The organism is Streptomyces sp. NPDC006610, assembly GCF_040611575.1.
Lineage (GTDB): Bacteria > Actinomycetota > Actinomycetes > Streptomycetales > Streptomycetaceae > Streptomyces.
Map to the genome: position 1 here is coordinate 19,223 of NZ_JBEXOP010000051.1, position 20,472 is coordinate 39,694.

Here is a 20,472-nt window from a genome sequence, read left to right on the forward strand (position 1 = left end):
TCGGTGAAGACCGTCTGTAGGGTGCGCTTCCATGGCGGAATCGTGGGTCAATCACGCGGAGCGGATCGGGGCCGACCTGCTGCTGGAGCTGTCCGGGCCGGGCGGCCGGCGCGCCGCGCTCACCCGGGCGCTGCGAGAGGCGGTGCGCAGCGGCCGGTTGGCGCCCGGCACGCGGCTGCCGCCGTACCGTTCACTCGCCGCGGATCTCGGTGTCGCCCGCAACACGGTCGCCGACGCGTACGCGGAGCTGGTCGCGGAGGGCTGGCTCACCGCCCGCCAGGGGTCGGGCACGCGGGTCGCCGACCGGGCCGAGCCGCCGAGGTCCGCGGCCCGGACGACCGCAGGCGCCCCGCCTCGGGCGCGGGGACCGCGGCACGATCTGCGCCAGGGCACACCGGACGCGTCGTCGTTCCCGCGCGCGGCGTGGCTGACGTCCTACCGGCGTGCGCTGGCGCAGGCGCCGAACGAGGTGTTCGGGCCCGGCGATCCCGCGGGCCGGCGCGAGCTGAGGGAGGCGCTCGCCGGGTATCTCGCCCGCGCGCGGGGCGTGCGGACGGAACCGGACCGGATCGTGATCTGCTCCGGCTTCGCTCACGCGCTGCGGCTGCTGTGCGGTCAGGGCGCGGGCGGGGTGCTGAGCGGGCCGCTGGCGGTGGAGGCGTACGGGCTGGGCTTTCACCGGGAGCTGCTGGCGACGGCGGGGGTGCGGACGGCGCCGCTGCCCTTGGACGAGGAGGGGGCGCGCGTCGACGCGCTGGCGCGCGAGCGGGCGGTGCTGCTCACGCCGGCGCACCAGTTCCCGACCGGCGGCCCGCTCGGACCGGCGCGCCGCGCGGCCGTCGTGGACTGGGCCCGCGCGCGGGACGGTGTGGTGCTGGAGGACGACTACGACGGCGAGTTCCGCTACGACCGAAAGCCCGTCGGGGCGGTGCAGGGGCTCGACCCGGAGCGCGTGGTCTACATCGGCTCGGTGAGCAAGAGCCTGTCACCGGCGCTGCGGCTGGGGTGGCTGGTACTGCCGGAACGCTGCGTCGGGGGCGTGCTCGCGGCGAAGGGCGACCGGGAGGGGTGGGCGAGCGTCCTGGACCAGCTCGCCCTCGCCGACTTCGTCTCCCGGGGGTCGTACGACCGTCATGTGCGGCGTATGCGGCAGCGTTACCGCGCGCGCCGGGACCGGCTCGTCGCGGCGCTCGCCGAACGGGCGCCGCACATCGCGGTGACCGGTGTGGCGGCCGGCCTGCACGCGCTGCTGCGGCTGCCGCCCGGCACCGAGCGCTCCGCCGTGAAGGCCGCCGCCTGGCGGGGCGTCGCCGTCGACGGCCTGTCCGCCTTCCGGCACCCCGAGACGGACATGCCCGCCCAGGACGGCCTGGTCGTCGGATACGCGACCCCGTCGGAACACGCGTACGGCGCGGCGCTGGACGCCCTGTGCGAGGTGCTGCCACCGCGCTGAGCGCAACCGACCGGCGCGCCGAACGCCCACACCGCCGCGCAGGACGCCAGGCCGCCGCGCTGCCGAACGCGCCGAACGCCCGCCCGGCGGCCTCACGGTCGGACAGGGCCGCGGCCGGTCACAACCCGCGCCCGGTCACAACAACGGCCGGTCAGGGCTTGCGCCCCACCGCCCCGTACCCCGGAATGACCCCGTCCTCCTGCCCCGGCACCGGCTCCCCCAGCTCGGGATGCCAGTCGGGCACCACGGCGACGCCGGGGTCGACCAGTTCCAGGCCGGTGAAGAAGCGGGCGAACTCGTCGCGGGAGCGCAGGGCCAGGGTGACGCCCGCCGCCTTGAGCTTCTCGGTCGCCGCCGCGGACTCCTCCGGAGTGAAGTCGGCAGTGGCGTGGGTCATCACCAGGTGGCTGCCGGAGGGCAGTTCGGCGAGCAGCCGGGCGACCAGCTCGTGCGCGCCGTCCTCGTCGGGGACGAAGTGCAGCAGCGCGATCAGCGAGAGGGCCACCGGCCGGGAGAGGTCGAGGATCTTCCGGGCGCCCTCGATGATGGCGTCGGGGTCGCGGACGTCCGCCTGGAGGTACTCGGTGACGCCCTCGGGCGTGCTGCGCAGCAGGGCCGCCGCGTGGGCCAGCACGATGGGGTCGTTGTCGCAGTAGACGACGCGCGCCGCGGGGGCGACCTCCTGGGCGACCTGATGCAGGTTGGGCTCGGTCGGTATGCCGGTGCCGATGTCGAGGAACTGCGTCACGCCGTTGCGGGCCAGCCACCGCGTGGCCCGGTGCATGAACGCCCGGTTGACCCGCGCCATCACCGGCACGCGCGGTTCGAGCGCGAGCATCTGACGGCCCATCTCCTCGTCGACGGGGTAGTTGTCCTTGCCGCCGAGATACCAGTCGTACATCCGCGCGGGATGCGGCCGGCTGGTGTCGATCTCGACGGCGCCGGTGGGGTCCTGCCCGCTCATGAGGCGCTCCATGGACGTGTGCACAAATAATGATCAAGTCAGTAGCAAGATAAGGCAGTTGCGCAGCAAAAAGTGAACCGGGTCGGTCCGTTCAGGACAGCAGGAAGTCCGCCACCCCCGCCTTGGCGCCCTCGATGAAGGCCGTCATCTCGTCGGAGGTGTAGATCAGCGCCGGCCCGTCGGGGTCGGTGGACTGCCGGACGGCTATCCGCCCGTCGGCGAGCTTCATCGCCTCCAGGCAGTTGCCGCCGTTGCCGCCGCTCCACGGCTTGTGCCAGCCTTCGCTGCCCAGTTCCCGGGCGGGCATGCCGTTGTAGATCCGCTCGCCGCGGACCCGCGGCTTGGGCTTGGACGTGATGCGATCCATTCACAGCTCCTTGCGGAGATCCCGGAGGATCTCCTTCGTGCGATGTGCCGTAGCGGCCTGCGCCGCCATGCGGTCCATGACCTCGAGATAGGTCGCCACCTCGTTGCGCGCGTCGAGATAGACGGCGCCGGTCAGGTACTCGCTGTAGACCATGTCCGGGAGTTCGGGCACGGCGAATCGGAACAGCACGAAGGGCCCGTACGTGCCGGGGTGCGGCCCCGTCGAGAACGGGGCGACCTGCAGCGTCACATTGGGCAGCTTCGTGGCCTCGAGCAGTTTGTCGATCTGGGCACGCATCACCTCCGGGCCGCCGACCGGGCGGCGCAGCGCGGTCTCGTCCATCACGGCCCACAGCCGGGGCGCGTCCGGGCGCGTGAGCAGTTCCTGGCGCTGCATGCGCAGGGCGACATGGCGTTCGATGTCCTCCGGCCGCGTCTGGCCGACGGCGCCCGACTTCATGACCCCGCGCGCGTAGTCCTCGGTCTGCAGCAGCCCCGGCACGAAGTGCGGCTCGTAGGTGCGGATCAGCGCGGCGGCGCCTTCCAGGCTGACGTACATCGAGAACCAGCCCGGCAGGATGTCGTGGAACCGCTGCCACCAGCCGGGACGGTTGGCCTCCTCGGCCAGCTGCACGAAGGCCTCGGCCTCGTCGTCGGGGACGCCGTAGGCCTTCAGGAGGAGCTGGAGGTAGGGGATCTTGAGGCTGACCTCGGCCGTCTCCATACGGCGGACGGTGGCCGGGGCGACACGGAGGATCTTGGCGGCCTCCTCCCGCTTGAGACCCGCCCGCTCGCGCAGGTCCAGCAGACGCCGCCCGAGGACGACCTGGCCGACCGTGGGCGCGGACCGCGGCTCGCTCACGTTCCACCTCCATTCAGTCCCCGTACGGAATAACCCGAAAAAACCCGCGACTCCTTGCCCGAAGGCCCTGCGTGCACGCTCACAGCCCAGCGGCGCCATTCGAAGACCCATTCGAAAGTCCGGGCGGACTTCCGGCGATCCCAACTGGCGCCGCATCAGATGCTGTTGCGAGCAGTGTGCCACGAGCCCTCACCGCGTCATACAGCACTCTGCATTTTTCAGAGTGACACTTGCCAAGTGTCCGCGGCAGGGCGATAGTGGCAGCGTGATTCCGTCCGCGCCCTTAGGAACAGACGCCGCCGGCCGTTCCGGCCCCGGCGCCGCCGCGACGGCCGGCCCCGCGGGCGCGGCCGCCGAGCGGCGGTTCCGCTTCGAGCTGGCCGCGCACCCCGGCTCTCCCGCGCAGGCCAGACGCCTGACCCGGTCCCGGCTGACCGGCTGGTCGGTGTGCGAGGACACCTGCGACACGGCCGCCCTGGTGGTGTCGGAGCTGGTCACCAACGCGATCATGCACACCGCGAGCGCGGTCGTCGTCTGCGAGCTGCACGACGGCGACGAGGTGGTGCGGGTGGCCGTGGGCGACGAGGGCTGCGCGCCGGGCGAGCCGCGGCCGACCCCCGAGCGGGCCGAGGAGGAGCACGGGAGGGGACTGCTTCTCGTCGACGCCCTGGCACACGCCTGGGGCGCCCAGGAGAACGGTCCCGGCCTGCTCGTCTGGGCCGAGCTGCCGCGCCGTGCCGCTCCCGCGGACAACGCCCCCCACGCCGACCTCGGCTGGGGCGCCCGCCCGCGGCCCGGCTCCTCCGGCGACGGAACGGGCGAGGAGGACGAGGCGCACCAGCGCACCCGCGACGCCTCCCCGGGCGCGCCCCGCGACGCCGCACACCGCGTCGCCGGCCCGGACGCCCTCCATCGCGTGCCCCCGCAGCAGCACAAGGCGCACCACGCGATACCGCCCGTGCACCAGATACCGCACGGCTCGCACCACGCCTCGCACGGCACCGCGCGCCCCCTGTCCCACCCGGGCGCGATGTCCCACCCGGGCGCCGGCGCGCACGACGCCGCACGCCCCGCGCCCCATCCGGGCGCACACCACCGAACTCATCACGAAACGGGGCCCGAATGGGTGTGACGGCCGGTTCCGGCGGCGGGCGGGTAGTCGCCCTGAACACCCTGGTCCGCCTGGGACGCGGGTTGCGCACCCCGGACGACCCGCCCCACCGGCTCTCCGTCCCCGACGGCATGACCGCCCCGCTCGGCTGCGACGCGGTGGCGGTCCCCGCCCGGTACGGACCCCTCGTACTGCCCCGGCTGCCGCGCGTGGGCTGTGTCTACGCGGACGACGCGCACTGGTGGTGGCTGGTCCCCTCCGACTCCGACTACGCGCTGGAGTGGCCCGCGCCCACGCGGTACGTCGCCGGCGCGGTCGTTCCCGACTCCCCGCGGCTGATCCACCGGCCGGACGGCACCCTGCCGTACACCCCGCCGATTCCGCTCTACCTCGCCCTGTGCCGGATCATCGGCACCGCCCCGACCTGGTCGCGCGCCGTCACCGCCTGACCCGCCCGCCGCGGCGCCCCGCACCGGCGCCCTCCCGGGGTCGCACGCCCGCGCATGTCATCGCCTTCCTCCCGCGCCCTGCCCGGCACCGCGCCGGGCCGCGATAGTGACTCTTCGTGCAGCCGAAGAGACGGACGAAGAAGCAGGCGAAGAGCGGGACGAAGCAAGGGACGAAGCACGGGACGACGAGCGGGACGAAGAGCGGGACGAAGAGCGACCGGCGAGGACGGCAGCCGGGTCCGCGGAATCGGTCCGCGCGGGAGGATCGTTTCGACCGTGGGCAACAGCCCGAGAAGCAGGTGTCGGAATCCGAACGGCTGCTCTTCGGCGGCCCGCTCCGCTACGACACGGGCTGGAACCAGCACTCCGAGGCCTTCCTCGAACTGACCTTCCGCTCCATGATCCGGCGGCTTCCCGCCCTGCTCGCCTCCAGCTTCCGGCTCGCCCGCCGGGCCGACCGGCGAGCGGCCCGGATCGTGCTGGCCGCCGAGACGGCCCGGGGCGCGGCGCACGCCGTGAGCCTGCTGGCGGTGAACAGCGTGCTGGCCCGGCTGATGGACGCCGGCCCGGTCGAGGAGCGGCTGCGCGGCGCCGCCCCCGCGCTGGCCGCCATCGCCGTCGTCCTGCTGGTCGGCGCGCTCCTGCGGGCCGCGTCGACGTACGCCACCGGCCGGCTGGAGCCGAAGGTGGAGCGGGTGGCCACCGAGCTGTATCTGGAGCGGGCGGCCGCCGTGGAGCTGTCCGCGATCGAGGACCACGCCTTCCACAAGCTGCTGGACACCGCGCAGTACGGCGCCGCCTCCGCCCGCCGCATGATCATGTACGGCACGCGGGTGGTGAACGCGCTGATCTCGCTGGTCGCGGCGGCCGGCGTACTGACCGTGCTGCACCCGCTGCTGCTCCCCCTGCTGGCGACGATGACGCTGCCGAGCGCCTGGAGCGCGCTGACGAACGCCCGGCGCCGCTACGAGTCGTTCCACATCTGGGTGCAGCACGCCCGCGCGGGACACCTGATCAGCAATCTGCTCACCGAGCCGGCCGCGGCCCCGGAGATCCGGGTCCACGGCGTCGGGCCGTTCCTGCTGAGGCACTTCCGCGCCATGTCGGAGACGGCGGAGGCGGAACAGGCCCGGCTGGCCGGCCTCGCGGCCCGCACCGGTCTGATCGCGGCGGCCTGGACGGGGCTGGCGACGCTGGCCACGTACGCCACGCTCGGCGGGCTGCTGCTGACGGAAGCCATGTCGCTGGCCGTCGCGGGCACGGCCGTGATCGCGGTGCGCACCGGCTCCGCGAGCCTGAGCACGCTGGTGCTGGAGGTGAACCAGCTGCACGAGGAGGCCCTGTTCGTGGGCGACCTGGAGCGGCTGTACGCCGAGGCGGCGGAGCGGGCGATCCCGGTCGGCGGAGTGCAGCTGCCGGACGATCCGAAAGAGATCCGCTTCGAGAACGTCACGTTCCGCTACCCGGGTGAGGCGGCGCGCCCGGCGCTGGACGACGTCACCCTCAGCCTGCCGCTGGGCCGGATCATCGCTCTGGTCGGCGAGAACGGCTCGGGCAAGACGACGCTGGTCAAGCTGCTGGCGGGTCTGTACCGGCCGGACCGGGGGCGGATCCTTTGGGACGGCGTCGACGCGGCGACCGCGGACCGGCGGGGGCTGGCGGAGCGGATCGCGATGGTGGCGCAGGACTTCAAACGGTGGCCGTTCACCGCCCGCGTGAACATCGCCGTGGGCCGGCCCTCGGCGCCGATCACCCCGGACCGGCTGGCCGGCGCGGTCGCCGAGGCGGGCGCCGGGGACGTGGTGGCGGATCTGCCGCGCGGCCTGGACACCCTGCTCGCCCGCGACTTCAGCGGCGGGCACGAGCTGTCCGGCGGGCAGTGGCAGCGCCTCGGGATCGCGCGGGCCGCGTACCGGCGCGGCCAGATCCTGATCGTGGACGAGCCGACGGCGGCCCTGGACGCCCGGGCCGAGCTGGAGGTGTTCGAGAAGATCCGCGCGCTGGCGGGCTCCGGGCAGACGGTCGTGCTGATCACCCACCGGCTGGCGTCGGTGCGCCACGCCGATCTGGTGCACGTGCTGGACCAGGGTCGGTTGGTGGAGTCGGGGACACCGGACCAACTGCTCGCCGAGGGCGGGGTCTACGCGGAGCTGTACGCGCTCCAGGCCGAGCAGTTCACGGCGCGGACCCCAGCGCCGAGGGCGGGCTGATCACGCACCTCGGCTCCGCCGGTTCACGCGGCGGCGTCGCTCTCCGCCTCGCGCACGATGACCAGGAACGTGTCCGTGGCGAGGTCCATCACGACCTCGGCGGCCGTGCCTTCGAGCCGGCGCGCCTGCGCGAACTCCTCCGCCGGCCAGGATCCGCGTGGGCCGCCTGCGGGAAAGCGCCCGAGCACTCTTCGCCCGTTCACCATCTCGCACCTCCGATGAGCGTCGTACGTACAAGGAGTTAACGCCCTCGGAAGGGGAAACGGCGCGCTCAGTGACCGTACTGAGACATACCTGACACTAGTTCAACGCTCAATGTGAGGAGACGGCCACTCCCCGTGCGTTCATCTCGCCCTCCCGGCCCTCACTGGTCACACGCGCCGCGCTCGTCCTCGCCCGTCGTCCGCGTCCGTCGGTCTGGCCCGCACCCATCGGGGCGCCGGACTCCTTCTCACGCGCCGTACTCGTCGTACTCGTCGTACTCGTCGTGATAACGGATCCGTGCGCTGCCCGCGGGCGCCCCGAGAGCCGACGCGCGCCCCTTGGGCTCCTCCCACTCCTCCTGCCGGCCGAGGGCCGTCAGGTCGAGCAGGGTGGTGGTCGCGCCGAGCCCGTCCAGTCCGCGCTCGTACGTCGAGTAGGTGTGGAAGACGCGGTCGCCGTCGCGCAGGAAGCAGCTCAGTCCGGGCCTCTCGACGAGTTCGCCGTCGCGTTCGAGGGTCACCTCGAAGTCCTCGTTGAAGTCGCCGCCGCACGACGAGTACCAGGGCGCCGTCCAGCCCATCCGCGCCTTGAACGGCAGGATCTTCGTGTACGGCGCCCGGGACACGGCCGCGAACGTCGTCCCGCGGGCGTGGAGATGGGCGAGGTGCCCGATCTGGTCCATGAACGCCGAGCAGTTGCGGCAGCCGGCCTCCCACTCGGGCGCGAACATGAAGTGGTAGACGACCAGTTGGCGCCGTCCCTCGAACATGTCCAGCAGGGACGCCTTGCCGTCGCCGCCCTCGAAGACGTACTCGGTGTCGATCTCCACCATGGGCAGCCGGCGCCGCTGCGCGTTGAGGGCGTCCCGCGCGCGGGTGGCCGCCTTCTCCTTGACCAGCAGTTCTTGCCGCGCCCTGCGCCACTCGTGGCGCGAGACGACCTCCGGAAGCGACATGGCTCCTCCTGTGCGACGGTCCCGTTGGCAGTGGTGACCGCGCCGGTGGGCGGAACTCATCGCTGTGCCCGGAGATTTTTCAGGCGTCGTACTCCTGGATGCGCCGGCCGTGTCCGCGGTCCAGCAGGGCGGGCGTCCGGTCGGCCATCTCCCGTACGACGGACGGCACGTCGACGGTCAGCAGTTCGCGGTCGCGCATCAGGACGCGGCCGTCGACGATCGTCGTGCGGACGTCGAAGGAGCGGGCGCTGTGCACCAGGGTGGCGGCGAGGTCGTGCACGGGCTGGGTGTGCGGGCCGGTGAGGTCGACGAGGACGATGTCCGCGCGATGCCCGGGGGCGAGGGAGCCGACGACGCCGCCGAGGCCGACCGCGCGGGCGCTCTGGAGCGTGGCGTGGTGCAGGGCCTGGCGTGCGGTCAGCCAGCGCGGGTCGCCCTCGGCCTGCTTCTGGACCAGGGCGGTGAGCGCCATCGACTCCCACACGTCGAGGTTGTTGTTGGAGGCGGGGCCGTCGGTGGCGAGTCCGACGGGGATGCCGAGGTCGCGCAGGGCGCGGATCGGGGTGGTGGTGGGCCAGGCGAACTTCAGGTAGCCGCGGGGCGCGCTCGCCACGGCGACCCGCCCGGCGGCCCGTTGCAGGACCGGCAGGTCGCGTTCGAGGATGCCGGTGCCGTGCGCGACGAGCACGTCGGTGGCGTCCAGCAGTCCGGTGCGCGCCAGGACCTCGATCGGGGTGACGCCGTGCCGGGCCAGGCTCGCCTCGGTCTGGTCGCGGTTCTCGGCGGCGTGCAGATGCACGGGCAGGCCGTGGGCGCGGGCCAGTTCGGCGGTGGCGGCGAGGTCGGCGTCGGTCACCGTGTAGGGGGCGTGCGGGGCGAGGGCGGTGGTGATACGGCCGTCGGCGCCGCCCCGGTGGCGCAGCGCGAACTCGAGGGAGCGCTCGCGCCCCTCGGGCCCCTGGGAGGAGAAGTATGCCTCGCCCAGATGGGCCCGCAGTCCGCACTCGGCCACCACGGCGGCGACCCGGTCCATGGCGAAGTAGTGGTCCGCGAAGCAGGTCACCCCGCCCCGGATCATCTCCGCGCAGGCCAGCCGCGCGCCCAGTTCGACGTCGCGGGGCGTGAGGTTGGACTCGACGGGCCACACCACGTCGTTGAACCACTCCTCGGTGGGCAGGTCCTCCGCGATGCCGCGGAAGGCGGCCATGGCGGCGTGGGTGTGGCAGTTGATCAGTCCGGGCAGCGCGACCTGGCCGCGGGCGTCGATGCGTTCGGCCGCGGGCAGGGCGGTCGTGTCCACGCTGGCGGTGACGGCCTCGACGACCCCGTCGCGCACGACGATCGCGGCGTCCTCCAGGAACCCGATCCGCTCCGTGTCGTCGTGGACGAGGGCGGTGCATCCGGTGATGACGAGATCGGCGTGGGGAGCCATCATGGCGACAACGTACCCGCGGCGCCCACGCTCCCGCAGTCGGTCGCGCTACCCGCCGACGGCCACCGCGCAAGGGCGCAGGCCGGGACGCTCGCACGCGTCGGCGAGTTCCTCCAGGAGTTCGGCGAGCCGACGCGTGTGCCGCGGCGCGAGGTGACCGGTGTCGTCCAGGTGGACGGCGCACGCGGTGGTGGTGTCGACCAGCCGTTCGAGGAGGGCGGCGACCTCGTCGGCGCCCTCGGCGTGCCGGGCGAGGGCGGGCAGTTCGGCGGAGGCCCGGGCGATGGCGGCCCGCGCCTCGGCGAGCGCCCGGTACGCCTCCCGGCGCAGTACCCAACGCCGGGCTCGGTCGTCGGGGCCGGCGGCGGGGACGGCCGGGGCGCCGGGGACGGCCGGCTCGCGCGGGGCGTGCGACGGCTCGCGACTGGTGCGACCGGTGTCCCGGCGTGCGCCGGGGGCGCCGTCCGACGCGTTCAGGACGTGGGTGAGGTAGGCGTCCGCCGCGCTGCCCGCCGCCGCGAGCCGGGCGCGTACGGCTCCGCCCCGCTCCCCCGGCATCGGCAGGTGTCCAACGAGCAGTACGATCGCGCAGGCCAGCAGCGTCTCGCCGATCCGGGCGGCGGAGGCCTGCGGTTCGCCGCCGACCATCACCAGGGCGAGCACCAGCACGGTGACGACGGCGGTCTGGGCGGCGAAGTTCCGTACCGCGACCGGGATGAGCGCGCCGCAGACGGCGACGAGCGCGACGAGGCCCCCGGGATGCGGCAGGACGGCCGCGAGCCCGGCGAACAGGAGCGCCCCGAGGACGGTGCCGGCCGCGCGGCACAGCACGCGCGAGACGAGCGGCCCGAGGTCCGGCTTGACGAGGAACACGGCGGTGGCGGGCAGCCAGTACCAGTGCTCGTGCTGCCCGTACCAGCGGGCGTGGTACAGGGCCTGGGCGACCGCGGCGGCTGCCCCGAAGGAGAGGGCGACGCGGAAGCCGTACTCGCGTCCGCCGCTGCCGATGGCGGCGGCGAGCAGTTCGCGCGTGCCGCGCCTGCGGGTGTGCAGGTCGCCGCCGTCGCCCTGGTCGAACGCCTCGGCGGCCAGGAGCAGGGCGTCGTCCAGGGCGCGCAGGGCGGGCGCCGAGCGTGACGGCGCGGGCAGCGGTCCGGCGCCGACGCCGTCGCGGACGGCCGCGGCGAGCCTGCGGGGGCCTTCGGAGGCGCGCTCGGTCAGCGGCTCTCCGGCCCAGGCCAGCGCGGTCGCGGCCTCGGCGAGGGGCAGCGCGGCGGCGTACTGCGCCTGGAGCCGCCGCTCGGTCGCGGAGCCGGTGTACCGCCGCAGCCGGAATCCGCCGAGGGCGTCCTGGGCGTGGTCGAGGGCGGCGGTGAGCGCGGCGCGGCGTGCGGTGGCCGTCGCCGACCCGGCCGCGTCGAGCAGCCCGGCGATGGCGTCGTACACCCCGGCGACCGCCGCCCGCTCCCCCGCGAACCGGGCCGGACGGTAGTCCCCGGCGTGGGTGGCGGGCCACGGCAGCAGTACCCGGAGCGCGATCAGCCACCCTGCCCCGCAGAGGAAGGCGAGGGCATAACGCCACCCGGCCTCCGGCAACGGCATCCCGGCCCCGACGGCCGAGCCGACGAGCAACTGGGTGCCGCCCGCCGAGGCGACCGCCCCCACGGCGCTGACGCCTCCGGCGACGAGTCCGAGCCCGGCGAACAGCAGCGTCAGCGCGACCGCGCCCGCCCGCTCCCCCGCGTACGTCCCGATGAGCATCCCCGCCGCTCCGGCGACGGCCGGCAGCCCGAGCCGGCGGACCGCGCTGCGCCGCCCGCCGGGGTGGTCGTTGATGCCGGCGAGCATGGCGGCGATGGCGGCGACGACGCCGAGCGACGCCCGCCCGGCGAGCACGCCCGCGAGCAGGAGCGGCCCGGCGGCCAGCGCGCCTCGCGCGACCGGGCTCCACGGCACGGGTCCGCGCTGCGTCCGCAGGGCGTGGGCGAGCCAGGGCGGGAGGTCGAGGGGGCGGCTGCGTGACACGGGGCTCCTGTCGGGGCGAGGGCGGGGGTGTGCCTTCGGGCGACGGTGGCCGGGCTGGTGACTGTGATGTCCAGGGTAAGGGGAGTTTTCGGAGGGGACGGAACAGGCGTGTTGCGGGGATGTGACGCCGGCCCTCGGGACAGGCCAGGTCCGTCGCGTCACCTGGGCGGGGGGTGTGCGGTGCGATATCCGGGTGCGTCCGCCCTGCCCTGGCGCTCATGATCGGGGGTGACCTGTCGGGGAACCGAGGAGACGTGCCCCTGTGAGCCACCAGCCCGACGTGACCCTTCGGCCCGCGGTCGCCCGTGACGCCCGGCCCGCGGCCGATGTGTGGCTGCGGTCGTTCGCCGCCGCGCTGCCCGGCGTGGTCCGGCCCCGCACCGACGCCGAGGTCCGCGCGTACTTCCGTGACGTCGTGGTGCCCCTGCGGGAGACCTGGGTGGCGGAGGCGGCGGACGGCGCGGTCGTGGGGCTGATGGTCCTCCACGACGGAGCCCTCTCCCAGCTCTACCTCGCGCCCGACTGGCGCGGACGCGGCCTCGGCGACCGTTTCGTCGCGCTCGCCAAGGACCGCAGGCCCGGCGGGCTGGAGTTGTGGACCTTCGAGGTGAACCGGCCCGCCCAGCGCTTCTACGAGCGCCACGGCTTCGTCGCCGTGGAACGCACCGACGGCAGCGGCAACGAGGAGCGAGAGCCGGACGTCCGGTACGTCTGGCGGCCGTGAGCCCGGCCGCCGGACGGTGCGACGCCCGCGTCAGCCGCCCCGGCGGGCCGCGTACGCGTCCGTCGTCGCCACCGGGACGTCCGTCGTCCGCGAAGCGCCCGCGTCGTGCCCGACGTCGTCCACGACGATCAGCTCGCTGCCGGGCCGGGCGTGGTGGAGCCGCGCCGCCAGACGATGCCGAGCTGGTTGGCGATCAAGCTGCCCTGAACGAGGGTGTCCGGGATGCCCGCCGGCCGGTGGGCGTCGCGCAGGACCACGCCGTCGGGCCGCCCTCGCCCGGCAAGTGGTCGTTTCCCCAGTAGTGCGTGACTTCCCCAGTAGTGCGTGACGGTACGGTCGAAGTCCTGCCGGAAGTCGGCGTCCTCGTCCGCGCCACCGAACGCGGCGGCGCAGGCACGATCGCCGTCTCCCAGTCCGTCCAGACTCGCGCGGCCCGCTCCCGCACTCTCGGGTCGGGGGACTACAGCAGCCGGTGGCAGGTGGCGGCTAGGTTGCCGTGCCGCTCGTCGGGGGGCAGTTCGGCGACGAAGCGCTCAGGGTCGTCCGGAAGAACCGGCCGAGACCTCTGGTCATCAGCTCCACCTCGGCCTTGGAGCCGGTCGCGACACCCTTGAACACCAGTTCGGACACCACGCCCGGGTGCGTCTGTGCGTAGCGCAGCCCCGGGCGCCGACGTCGAGCATTCCGTGGTCGTACGGCGGGATCTGCGGATACAGGCCCATCAGGGCACCGTACGAGCGCTCGCGCCGCCCTGTCGCCTCATGACCGGGGGTTCAGCCCGGCCGTGCGCGCCGCCTCGGACAGCACCTCCCTGAGCATCGCCGGGGTGAGCTTGCCGGTGAAGGTGTTGCGCTGGCTGACGTGAAAGCAGCCGAAGACGGCGAGCCCTCGGGGTACGGGTCCGGCTCCGGATTCCTCTGCGGCTACGGGGCCAGGTCGGGGTCCGAGTCCGGGCCGGGGTCCGGGTCCGGGTCCGGGTCCGGCAAGAGGCTGGGGCCCGGCGAGCGTCCCGGGTCCGTCGAGATTCACCCGCGCCCCGTGCGCGAAGGCCGGACGGGGCCGAGGCACCGTCCAGCCCGCCGCCGCGAACGCGGGCAGCGCCGCCTGCCAGCCGAAGGCGCCGAGCAGGACCGCCGCGCGCAGCGTCGGCCGCAACAGCCCCAGCTCCTGGACGAGCCATGGCCGACACGTGTCCCGCTCCTCGGGGGTGGGCCGGTTGGCGGGCGGGGCGCAGTGGACGGGGGCGGTGACACGCACCCCGTACAGCTCCAGTCCGTCGTCCGCCGACACGGACGTCGGCTGCGAGGCGAGCCCGATGTCGTACAGCGCCTGGTACAGCACGTCCCCGGAGCGGTCGCCCGTGAACATGCGTCCCGTCCGGTTCCCGCCGTGCGCCGCCGGGGCGAGCCCGATGATCAGCAGGCGCGCGTCGGGAGGCCCGAAGCCGGGCACCGGCCGCCCCCAGTACGTCCAGTCGGCGAACGCGGCCCGTTTGGTACGGGCCACCTCCTCCCGCCAGTCGACGAGCCGCGGGCACGCCCGGCAGCCCGCGATGCGCCGGTCGAGGGCGACGAGGCCGCCACTGTCCAGGGTCCCTTCCACGACACGGTCCACGCCACCATCCACGCCGTCGTGCACGCCGCCGTCCGTGGCGCTCTCCGTGCGGTCGTAGCCGTGCATCCCGCTGTCCATCCGTCCACCGTAGGCCTGGGAGCGCCCCGAAAATCGTCTGAAGCGTACGGCGCGGGCGGCTAAGGTCGGAGGCATGGCAGCGGAGCACACGGACAGCAGCGACGGACACGGTCCCGAGGGCACGGCCGGCCGGCCGGAGGGCACCGGGGCCGACGCGCGGAAGGCTGCCGCCCCCGAGACCGGCAACGCGCCGGCGAGCGCCGCCGCGGAGGCCGTGGATCCCAAGGTCGCCGCCGCTGTGGCCGCTGCGGAGGCCGCCGGGCCCGCGCCGGGTGAGACCGTGCGCATCGACAGCTGGATCTGGGCCGTACGGCTGATCAAGACCCGATCCCAGGGCGCGACCGCCTGCAAGGGCGGCCATGTCCGGGTCAACGGCGAGCGGGTCAAGCCCGCGCACTCGGTCCGGGTCGGCGACGAGGTGCGCCTGCGTCACGAGGGCCGGGAGCGGATCGTCGTCGTCAAGCGCCTGATCCGCAAGCGCGTCGGAGCGCCCGTGGCCGTGCAGTGCTACATCGACAACAGCCCGCCGCCCCCGCCCCGCGAGGCCGTCGCGCCCGCCGGCATCCGCGACCGCGGCGCCGGTCGCCCGACCAAGCGGGACCGCCGTGAGCTGGAGCGCCTGCGCGCCCTCGGCAGTCTCGGCCCCGGCGGCAGGCCCCGGTCCGGCTGACCGGCTCGGTCCCCGCCCGCGGGGCACGGCACAGCGCGAGGCCTGCGGGGCGCGGCACAGCGCGAGCCGTCGTCGCCGTCAGCGCCCAGGGGATGTCACCACCGCCCGCGCCCATATGCGGTCCTCCGTCAGGTACGCGTCCACCTCCAGGCCCGCCTCCGCCAGGGCCTCCTCGAACTGTTCCTTCGTCAGGGGCCGGGCCCGGAACGTCTGGGTCCAGGTCGCGTCGGGGAACTCGTACTCCGCGTGCACCGAGTGCGTCCCGTCGCCGAGCGGCAGCGACGAGGTGATGCGGACCGTGCAGCCGCTGGGGTCGGTCCGCTCGCGCGGCACGTTGGTGTGGAAGTCCTCGCCCTCCCGTTGGATCAGCGCACACCCCCCGTCCGCGAGATGCCGTACACAGGTCCGCAGCAGTCCGCGCCGCACCTCCGGGTCGCCGGCGTGCACCAGGAACGACGCGAGCAGTACCACGTCGAATCTCTCGCCCAGGTCGAGCGTCTCGATCGGCGCGCATATCGTGCGGGCTCCGCGGACGCGTTCGAGCATCTCGGGTGACTCGTCCACCGCGGTGACCGTGAAACCGCGCGCCAGCAGCGGATGCGTCACGCGTCCGACCCCGCTGCCCAGCTCGAGGATGCGTGCGCCGTCCGGAACGGCTCCCGCGATGATGTCCGGCTCGGCTCCGGCGGCCAGCCGGGAGTACAGCTCGACGGCGCAGCCGTCCGGCGTGATGGCTCCGGGCCCCGTGCCCTGATGTCCCGCTCGCGACTTCGGCTTCATACCCGGACAACGGGCCGTGTCCAGCGGCCCGTTCCCTCCCGCCCAAGGTTCACCCGTTCGAGTGGGGGTCGCGTTTTCGAGGAGTCCTGAGAGCCCTTCCGGGGCCCTTCCGACGCTTCTCCGGGCCTTTCGCGGACCGTTCCGGGGTCCGCCACGCCCTCGACGGCCCCGCGGTCCCGCGCTCACGTATCGAACCGCGCCGCTTTCAGGTACTGCGGGTTCGGGTCGAGGGCCGCCGCCAGCCGGAAGTGCCGCTTCGCCTGTTCCGGCCGTCCCTGGCGTTCGTAGGTGCGGGCCAGCGCGAAGTGGGCGAAGGCGTTGTCCGGTTCGCGTTCCAGGACGACGGTGAACTCGAGTTCGGCCGGCCTCAGCTGTGCGGCGGCGAAGAAGGCGCGGGCACGCAGCAGCCGGGCGGCGGTGTTCTCCGGGTGCGCGGCGACGACCGAGTCGAGCAGCTTCACCGCACCCCGCGGGTCCCGGGCCGCCAGCAATTGCTCTGCGGCGCGGAAGTCGATGACGTGCGTCTCCGGAGTGCGTCCGGTGGATCCGCTGTTGTCGGGCACGGCAGAGTCCTTCCCTTACTGGCCGGATTCAACGCCCGGGGAGGCGGCCGCTATTCCCTCGGCGGCTGCTGCGGCGCGTGTGCACGGCGTACCAGTTCGGCCCACACTTCCCGTACCCGCTGCCGAAGTCCGGGCAACGGTCCGTCGTTGGAGACGACGATGTCCGCGATGGCCAGGCGCTTCTCACGCGTCGCCTGGGCGGCCATCCGCGCGCGGGCGTCCTCCTCGGTCATGCCGCGCAGCCGGACGAGCCGGTCGAGCTGGGTCTCGGGGGCGGCATCCACGACGATCACCAGGTCGTAGAGCGGGGCCAGGCCGTTCTCGGTGAGCAGCGGGACGTCGTGCACGACGACGGCGTCCTCGGCCGCCGTGGCCTCCAGCTCGCGGGAGCGCGCGCCGACCAGGGGGTGCACGATCGAGTTGAGGACCGCCAGCCGGTCGGGGTCGGAGAAGACGATCGAGCCCAGCCTGGGCCGGTCCAGGGCGCCGTCCGGGGCGAGCACCTCCTCGCCGAAGGCCTCCACCACCGCGGCGAGGCCGGGGGTTCCGGGCGCCACGACCTCACGCGCGATCCGGTCCGCGTCGATCAGCACGGCGCCGCACTCCACGAGCAGCCGCGACACCTCGCTCTTGCCGGCGCCGATGCCACCGGTCAGACCCACCTTCAGCATGAGCGGAAGCTTAGGCCCTCCCGGTGCGACGCAGCAGGCGGACCGGTCGGCGTGCAGCAGACGAACCGGGCGCCGTACACCTCTCGGACCGGCCCGGCCGACGGACGACCCTTCCCTCAGCGTCGTACGGCCGACGGACTGCCCCTTCCCACCCTTGCAGGGCCAGCGGACCGGCCCCTCCGACGGCCTTGCAGGGCCGACGGACCGGCCGTCGTGCACCCGCCGTCTAACCGTCGCCCTCGCGCTCCGCCAGGAAGCGCTCGAACTCCTGACCGATCTCGTCCGCGGACGGGATCTCCACCGGCTCGGCGAGCATGTTGCCGCGGGTCTCGGCGCCGGCGACGGCGTCGTACTGGTGCTCAAGGCCCTGGACCAGGGCGGTCAGCTCCTCGTCGCCCTCCCGGATCTGCCGGTCGATCTCGGTCTGGGTGCGGTGGGCGTCGGTGCGCAGGCCGTGGGCGATGCCGGGCAGCACCAGTCCGGTGGCCGCCGTGATGGCCTCCAGCACGGTCAGCGCCGCGTCGGGGTAGGCGGACCGCGCGATGTAGTGCGGGACGTGGGCGGCGACGCCCAGGACGTCGTGGCCGGCCTGCATGAGCCGGTACTCGACCAGGGCCTCGGCGCTGCCGGGCACCTGGGCCTCCTCGAAAGGGCTGCGATGACCGGGCACCAGGTCGGTGCGGTTGCCGTGCGGGGTGAGGCCCACGGGGCGGGTGTGCGGGACGCCCATGGGAATGCCGTGGAAGTTGACGACGAGGCGGACGCCGAGGCGCTCCGCGATCTGGTCGACGGCCGCGGCGAAGCGCTCCCACTCGACGTCCGGCTCGGGTCCGGACAGCAGCAGGAAGGGGGCGCCGGTGGCGTCCTGGACGAGCCGCACGGCGAGCGTCGGCTCGTCGTAGTCGGTCCAGCGGTCGCGCTGGAAGGTCAGCAGCGGACGGCGGGCGCGGTAGTCGACGAGTCGGTCGTGGTCGAAACGGGCGACCACCTGATGGGGCAGCGAGTCCAGGATCCGGTCGACGATCTGGTCGCCGGTCTCACCCGCGTCGATGTATCCGTCGAAGTGGTAGAGCATGACAAGTCCGGCCGACTCCTGGGCGAGCGCCATGTCGACGACGGCCAGCCCCTTCGGCTCCCACGTGTACAACCCCTGCGGATCTAGCACAGTGACCGCTCCTCCTCGTGTTCACACACGACAACGCGGCACTCCTTGTACCCATTCCCGCACACGCGGGGGAAACGGCGGCAGCCCTATCCGGCGAAGGCCCCGACGAACCACGCTGCGAGCACTCACCGCCCGCACCGTCGAACGATGGCCCGCACCGCCGACCACCCGGCCCGCAACGGCGAACACACGGCCGCCGGCACCCGACAGCCGGCCAACCGCCCGCTCCAGCACGGAGGGCCCGCACCCCGAAGGGTGCGGGCCCTCAACAAGCTACCGAACTCAGCAACCGACCTCAGTGGCTGAGCACAGTGGCCGAGCCGAGCGGCGAGCGATCAGCTCTGGCCGCCCGCCAGCTTCTCGCGCAGGGCGGCCAGCGCCTCGTCCGAGGCCAGCGCACCGGAGTTGTCCGGGCCCTCGGAGGAGTACGAACCGCCACCGGACGCGGCCGGAGCGGCGGCCTCGCCGCCCTCGGCGGCGGCCTGGGCGTCCGCCTCGCGGGACTTGATGACCTGCGCCTGGTGCTGCTCGAAGCGGGCCTGCGCCTCGGCGTACTGGCGCTCCCACTCCTCGCGCTGCTTCTCGTAACCCGGCAGCCAGTCGTTGGTCTCCGGGTCGAAGCCCTCGGGGTAGATGTAGTTGCCCTGGTCGTCGTACGACGCGGCCATGCCGTACAGCGTCGGGTCGAACTCCACCGAGGCCGGGTCGGCACCGAAGGACTCGTTGGCCTGCTTCAGCGAGAGGCTGATGCGACGGCGCTCGAGGTCGATGTCGATGACCTTGACGAAGATCTCGTCGTTGACCTGGACGACCTGCTCCGGGATCTCCACGTGGCGCTCGGCCAGCTCGGAGATGTGGACCAGACCCTCGATGCCCTCGTCCACGCGGACGAACGCACCGAACGGCACCAGCTTCGTGACCTTGCCGGGGACGACCTGGCCGATCTGGTGCGTGCGAGCGAACTGCTGCCACGGGTCTTCCTGGGTCGCCTTCAGCGACAGGGAGACGCGCTCGCGGTCCATGTCGACGTCGAGGACCTCGACCGTGACCTCCTGGCCGACCTCGACGACCTCGGAGGGGTGGTCGATGTGCTTCCAGGACAGCTCGGAGACGTGGACGAGACCGTCCACGCCGCCCAGGTCCACGAAGGCGCCGAAGTTGACGATCGAGGAGACGACGCCGGACCGCACCTGGCCCTTCTGGAGGGTGGTGAGGAAGGTCTGGCGGACCTCGGACTGGGTCTGCTCCAGCCAGGCACGGCGGGACAGGACCACGTTGTTGCGGTTCTTGTCCAGCTCGATGATCTTGGCCTCGAGCTCCTTGCCCACGTAGGGCTGGAGGTCGCGGACACGGCGCATCTCGACCAGGGAGGCCGGGAGGAAGCCGCGGAGGCCGATGTCGAGGATGAGTCCACCCTTGACGACCTCGATGACGGTACCGGTGACGATGCCGTCCTCTTCCTTGATCTTCTCGATGGTGCCCCAGGCACGCTCGTACTGGGCGCGCTTCTTCGAGAGGATCAGGCGGCCTTCCTTGTCCTCCTTCTGAAGGACCAGGGCCTCGATCTCGTCACCGACGGCGACGACCTCGTTGGGGTCGACGTCGTGCTTGATCGAGAGCTCTCGGCTCGGGATGACACCTTCGGTCTTGTAACCGATGTCGAGCAGGACCTCGTCCCGGTCGACCTTCACGATGACGCCGTCGACGATGTCGCCGTCGTTGAAGTACTTGATCGTCTCGTCGATCGCGGCGAGGAAAGCTTCCTCGTTACCGATGTCGTTGACCGCTACCTGCGGGGTGGTGGCGGTGGTCTCGGTGCTGCTCGTCATGTGGGAAAGGGCTCCGGTACGGACATTGAAGTCGTAGGTACTGCTTACGCCGGGAGCCCGTTTCGCTCTGCAGAAGCCGGACAGCCAAGGAAGCGCCTCACCGGCCGGAACCGACGATGGCGCCTCGACAACCGAGGGGACATACAACAGATGCGAGCGCAGCCTGCTAGGTCTGAGGTGCGCAGGCCCGCAGCGCAACTTGTAGCATACGGGGGCAGCCGGACAGGGTCAATGCGCGAAGCCGCCCACCCGGGGCAGATCGCCGCATACCCGGCACAAAACCTGGCTCTTCACGCCGCGCGGGCCCGGAAACGCCGCTGTCACGACGCTCCCGGGACGGGCTGGAC

The 20,472-nt window shown here is 73.3% G+C and carries 19 protein-coding genes and 1 pseudogene; 6 read left to right on the plus strand and 14 right to left on the minus strand.

The window, feature by feature from the left end; genetic code table 11:
- Window positions 1-31 precede the first annotated feature (31 nt).
- Complete coding sequence (locus ABZY13_RS30020) at window positions 32-1,453, plus strand: PLP-dependent aminotransferase family protein (protein WP_356636283.1); 1,422 nt, start codon at window positions 32-34, stop codon at window positions 1,451-1,453.
- A gap of 151 nt (window positions 1,454-1,604) precedes the next feature.
- Here ABZY13_RS30020 and ABZY13_RS30025 read toward each other — a convergent pair whose 3' ends face one another.
- From ABZY13_RS30025 to ABZY13_RS30035, 3 genes are all read right to left on the minus strand, one after another.
- Window positions 1,605-2,417, minus strand: coding sequence for an SAM-dependent methyltransferase (locus ABZY13_RS30025; protein ID WP_356636285.1), 813 nt, complete (start codon window positions 2,415-2,417; stop codon window positions 1,605-1,607).
- Window positions 2,418-2,508: 91 nt separating this feature from the next.
- Window positions 2,509-2,784 carry a DUF397 domain-containing protein gene (locus ABZY13_RS30030; protein ID WP_356636287.1) on the minus strand — a complete coding sequence of 92 codons (276 nt, stop codon included), beginning with the start codon at window positions 2,782-2,784 and terminating at the stop codon, window positions 2,509-2,511.
- On the minus strand, window positions 2,785-3,645 hold the full coding sequence (locus ABZY13_RS30035; RefSeq protein ID WP_356636289.1) for a helix-turn-helix transcriptional regulator: 861 nt from the start codon (window positions 3,643-3,645) through the stop codon (window positions 2,785-2,787).
- Between the two features lie 265 nt (window positions 3,646-3,910).
- Between ABZY13_RS30035 and ABZY13_RS30040 the strand changes: the two genes are divergently transcribed.
- The 3 genes from ABZY13_RS30040 to ABZY13_RS30050 all read left to right on the plus strand — a co-directional run bounded on the left by ABZY13_RS30040 (window position 3,911) and on the right by ABZY13_RS30050 (window position 7,415).
- On the plus strand, window positions 3,911-4,777 hold the full coding sequence (locus tag ABZY13_RS30040) for an ATP-binding protein (protein WP_356636291.1): 867 nt from the start codon (window positions 3,911-3,913) through the stop codon (window positions 4,775-4,777).
- Window positions 4,768-5,205: a hypothetical protein gene (locus ABZY13_RS30045; RefSeq protein ID WP_356636293.1), complete on the plus strand. Its 438-nt coding sequence runs from the start codon at window positions 4,768-4,770 to the stop codon at window positions 5,203-5,205. Before ABZY13_RS30040 ends, ABZY13_RS30045 begins: the two co-directional genes overlap by 10 nt.
- A 299-nt stretch (window positions 5,206-5,504) precedes the next feature.
- The gene (locus ABZY13_RS30050) at window positions 5,505-7,415 is read left to right on the plus strand and encodes an ABC transporter ATP-binding protein (RefSeq protein ID WP_356636295.1); all 1,911 of its coding nucleotides are present in this window, start codon (window positions 5,505-5,507) and stop codon (window positions 7,413-7,415) included.
- A gap of 23 nt (window positions 7,416-7,438) precedes the next feature.
- On the opposite strand, the gene ABZY13_RS30055 is transcribed toward ABZY13_RS30050, so the two are convergent.
- The 4 genes from ABZY13_RS30055 to ABZY13_RS30070 form a co-directional block, all read right to left on the minus strand.
- The gene (locus ABZY13_RS30055) at window positions 7,439-7,621 is read right to left on the minus strand and encodes a hypothetical protein (RefSeq protein WP_356636297.1); all 183 of its coding nucleotides are present in this window, start codon (window positions 7,619-7,621) and stop codon (window positions 7,439-7,441) included.
- A 245-nt stretch (window positions 7,622-7,866) separates the two neighbouring features.
- Window positions 7,867-8,574, minus strand: coding sequence for a DUF899 domain-containing protein (locus ABZY13_RS30060; protein WP_356636300.1), 708 nt, complete (start codon window positions 8,572-8,574; stop codon window positions 7,867-7,869).
- A 79-nt stretch (window positions 8,575-8,653) separates the two neighbouring features.
- Window positions 8,654-10,009, minus strand: a complete 1,356-nt coding sequence (locus ABZY13_RS30065) for an amidohydrolase (protein WP_356636302.1) — start codon at window positions 10,007-10,009, stop codon at window positions 8,654-8,656.
- A gap of 45 nt (window positions 10,010-10,054) precedes the next feature.
- Complete coding sequence (locus tag ABZY13_RS30070; protein WP_356636304.1) at window positions 10,055-12,031, minus strand: FUSC family protein; 1,977 nt, start codon at window positions 12,029-12,031, stop codon at window positions 10,055-10,057.
- A gap of 262 nt (window positions 12,032-12,293) precedes the next feature.
- Here ABZY13_RS30070 and ABZY13_RS30075 point away from each other — a divergent pair, with 262 nt between their 5' ends.
- Window positions 12,294-12,755 carry a GNAT family N-acetyltransferase gene (locus ABZY13_RS30075; protein ID WP_356636306.1) on the plus strand — a complete coding sequence of 154 codons (462 nt, stop codon included), beginning with the start codon at window positions 12,294-12,296 and terminating at the stop codon, window positions 12,753-12,755.
- A gap of 30 nt (window positions 12,756-12,785) precedes the next feature.
- Here ABZY13_RS30075 and ABZY13_RS30080 read toward each other — a convergent pair.
- Window positions 12,786-13,418: pseudogene (locus tag ABZY13_RS30080) on the minus strand (prolyl aminopeptidase); the annotation flags it as partial.
- A 96-nt stretch (window positions 13,419-13,514) separates the two neighbouring features.
- Window positions 13,515-14,345, minus strand: coding sequence for a uracil-DNA glycosylase (locus tag ABZY13_RS30085; protein ID WP_356636326.1), 831 nt, complete (start codon window positions 14,343-14,345; stop codon window positions 13,515-13,517).
- A 175-nt stretch (window positions 14,346-14,520) separates the two neighbouring features.
- Here ABZY13_RS30085 and ABZY13_RS30090 point away from each other — a divergent pair, with 175 nt between their 5' ends.
- Window positions 14,521-15,117, plus strand: a complete 597-nt coding sequence (locus tag ABZY13_RS30090) for an RNA-binding S4 domain-containing protein (RefSeq protein WP_356636308.1) — start codon at window positions 14,521-14,523, stop codon at window positions 15,115-15,117.
- A gap of 78 nt (window positions 15,118-15,195) precedes the next feature.
- On the opposite strand, the gene ABZY13_RS30095 is transcribed toward ABZY13_RS30090, so the two are convergent.
- From ABZY13_RS30095 to rpsA, 5 genes are all read right to left on the minus strand, one after another.
- Window positions 15,196-15,897 carry a class I SAM-dependent methyltransferase gene (locus ABZY13_RS30095; protein ID WP_356636310.1) on the minus strand — a complete coding sequence of 234 codons (702 nt, stop codon included), beginning with the start codon at window positions 15,895-15,897 and terminating at the stop codon, window positions 15,196-15,198.
- A 182-nt stretch (window positions 15,898-16,079) separates the two neighbouring features.
- A complete protein-coding gene (locus ABZY13_RS30100) occupies window positions 16,080-16,460 on the minus strand; it encodes a tetratricopeptide repeat protein (RefSeq protein WP_356636312.1) in 381 nt (126 codons plus the stop codon).
- Between the two features lie 50 nt (window positions 16,461-16,510).
- Window positions 16,511-17,131 (minus strand): dephospho-CoA kinase, encoded by a 621-nt coding sequence (gene coaE, locus ABZY13_RS30105; RefSeq protein WP_356636314.1) that lies wholly within the window; start codon window positions 17,129-17,131, stop codon window positions 16,511-16,513.
- A gap of 226 nt (window positions 17,132-17,357) precedes the next feature.
- Window positions 17,358-18,296 (minus strand): PAC2 family protein, encoded by a 939-nt coding sequence (locus ABZY13_RS30110; RefSeq protein ID WP_356636316.1) that lies wholly within the window; start codon window positions 18,294-18,296, stop codon window positions 17,358-17,360.
- A gap of 335 nt (window positions 18,297-18,631) precedes the next feature.
- Complete coding sequence (gene rpsA, locus ABZY13_RS30115) at window positions 18,632-20,125, minus strand: 30S ribosomal protein S1 (RefSeq protein WP_356636318.1); 1,494 nt, start codon at window positions 20,123-20,125, stop codon at window positions 18,632-18,634.
- Between the last annotated feature and the right edge of the window lie 347 nt (window positions 20,126-20,472).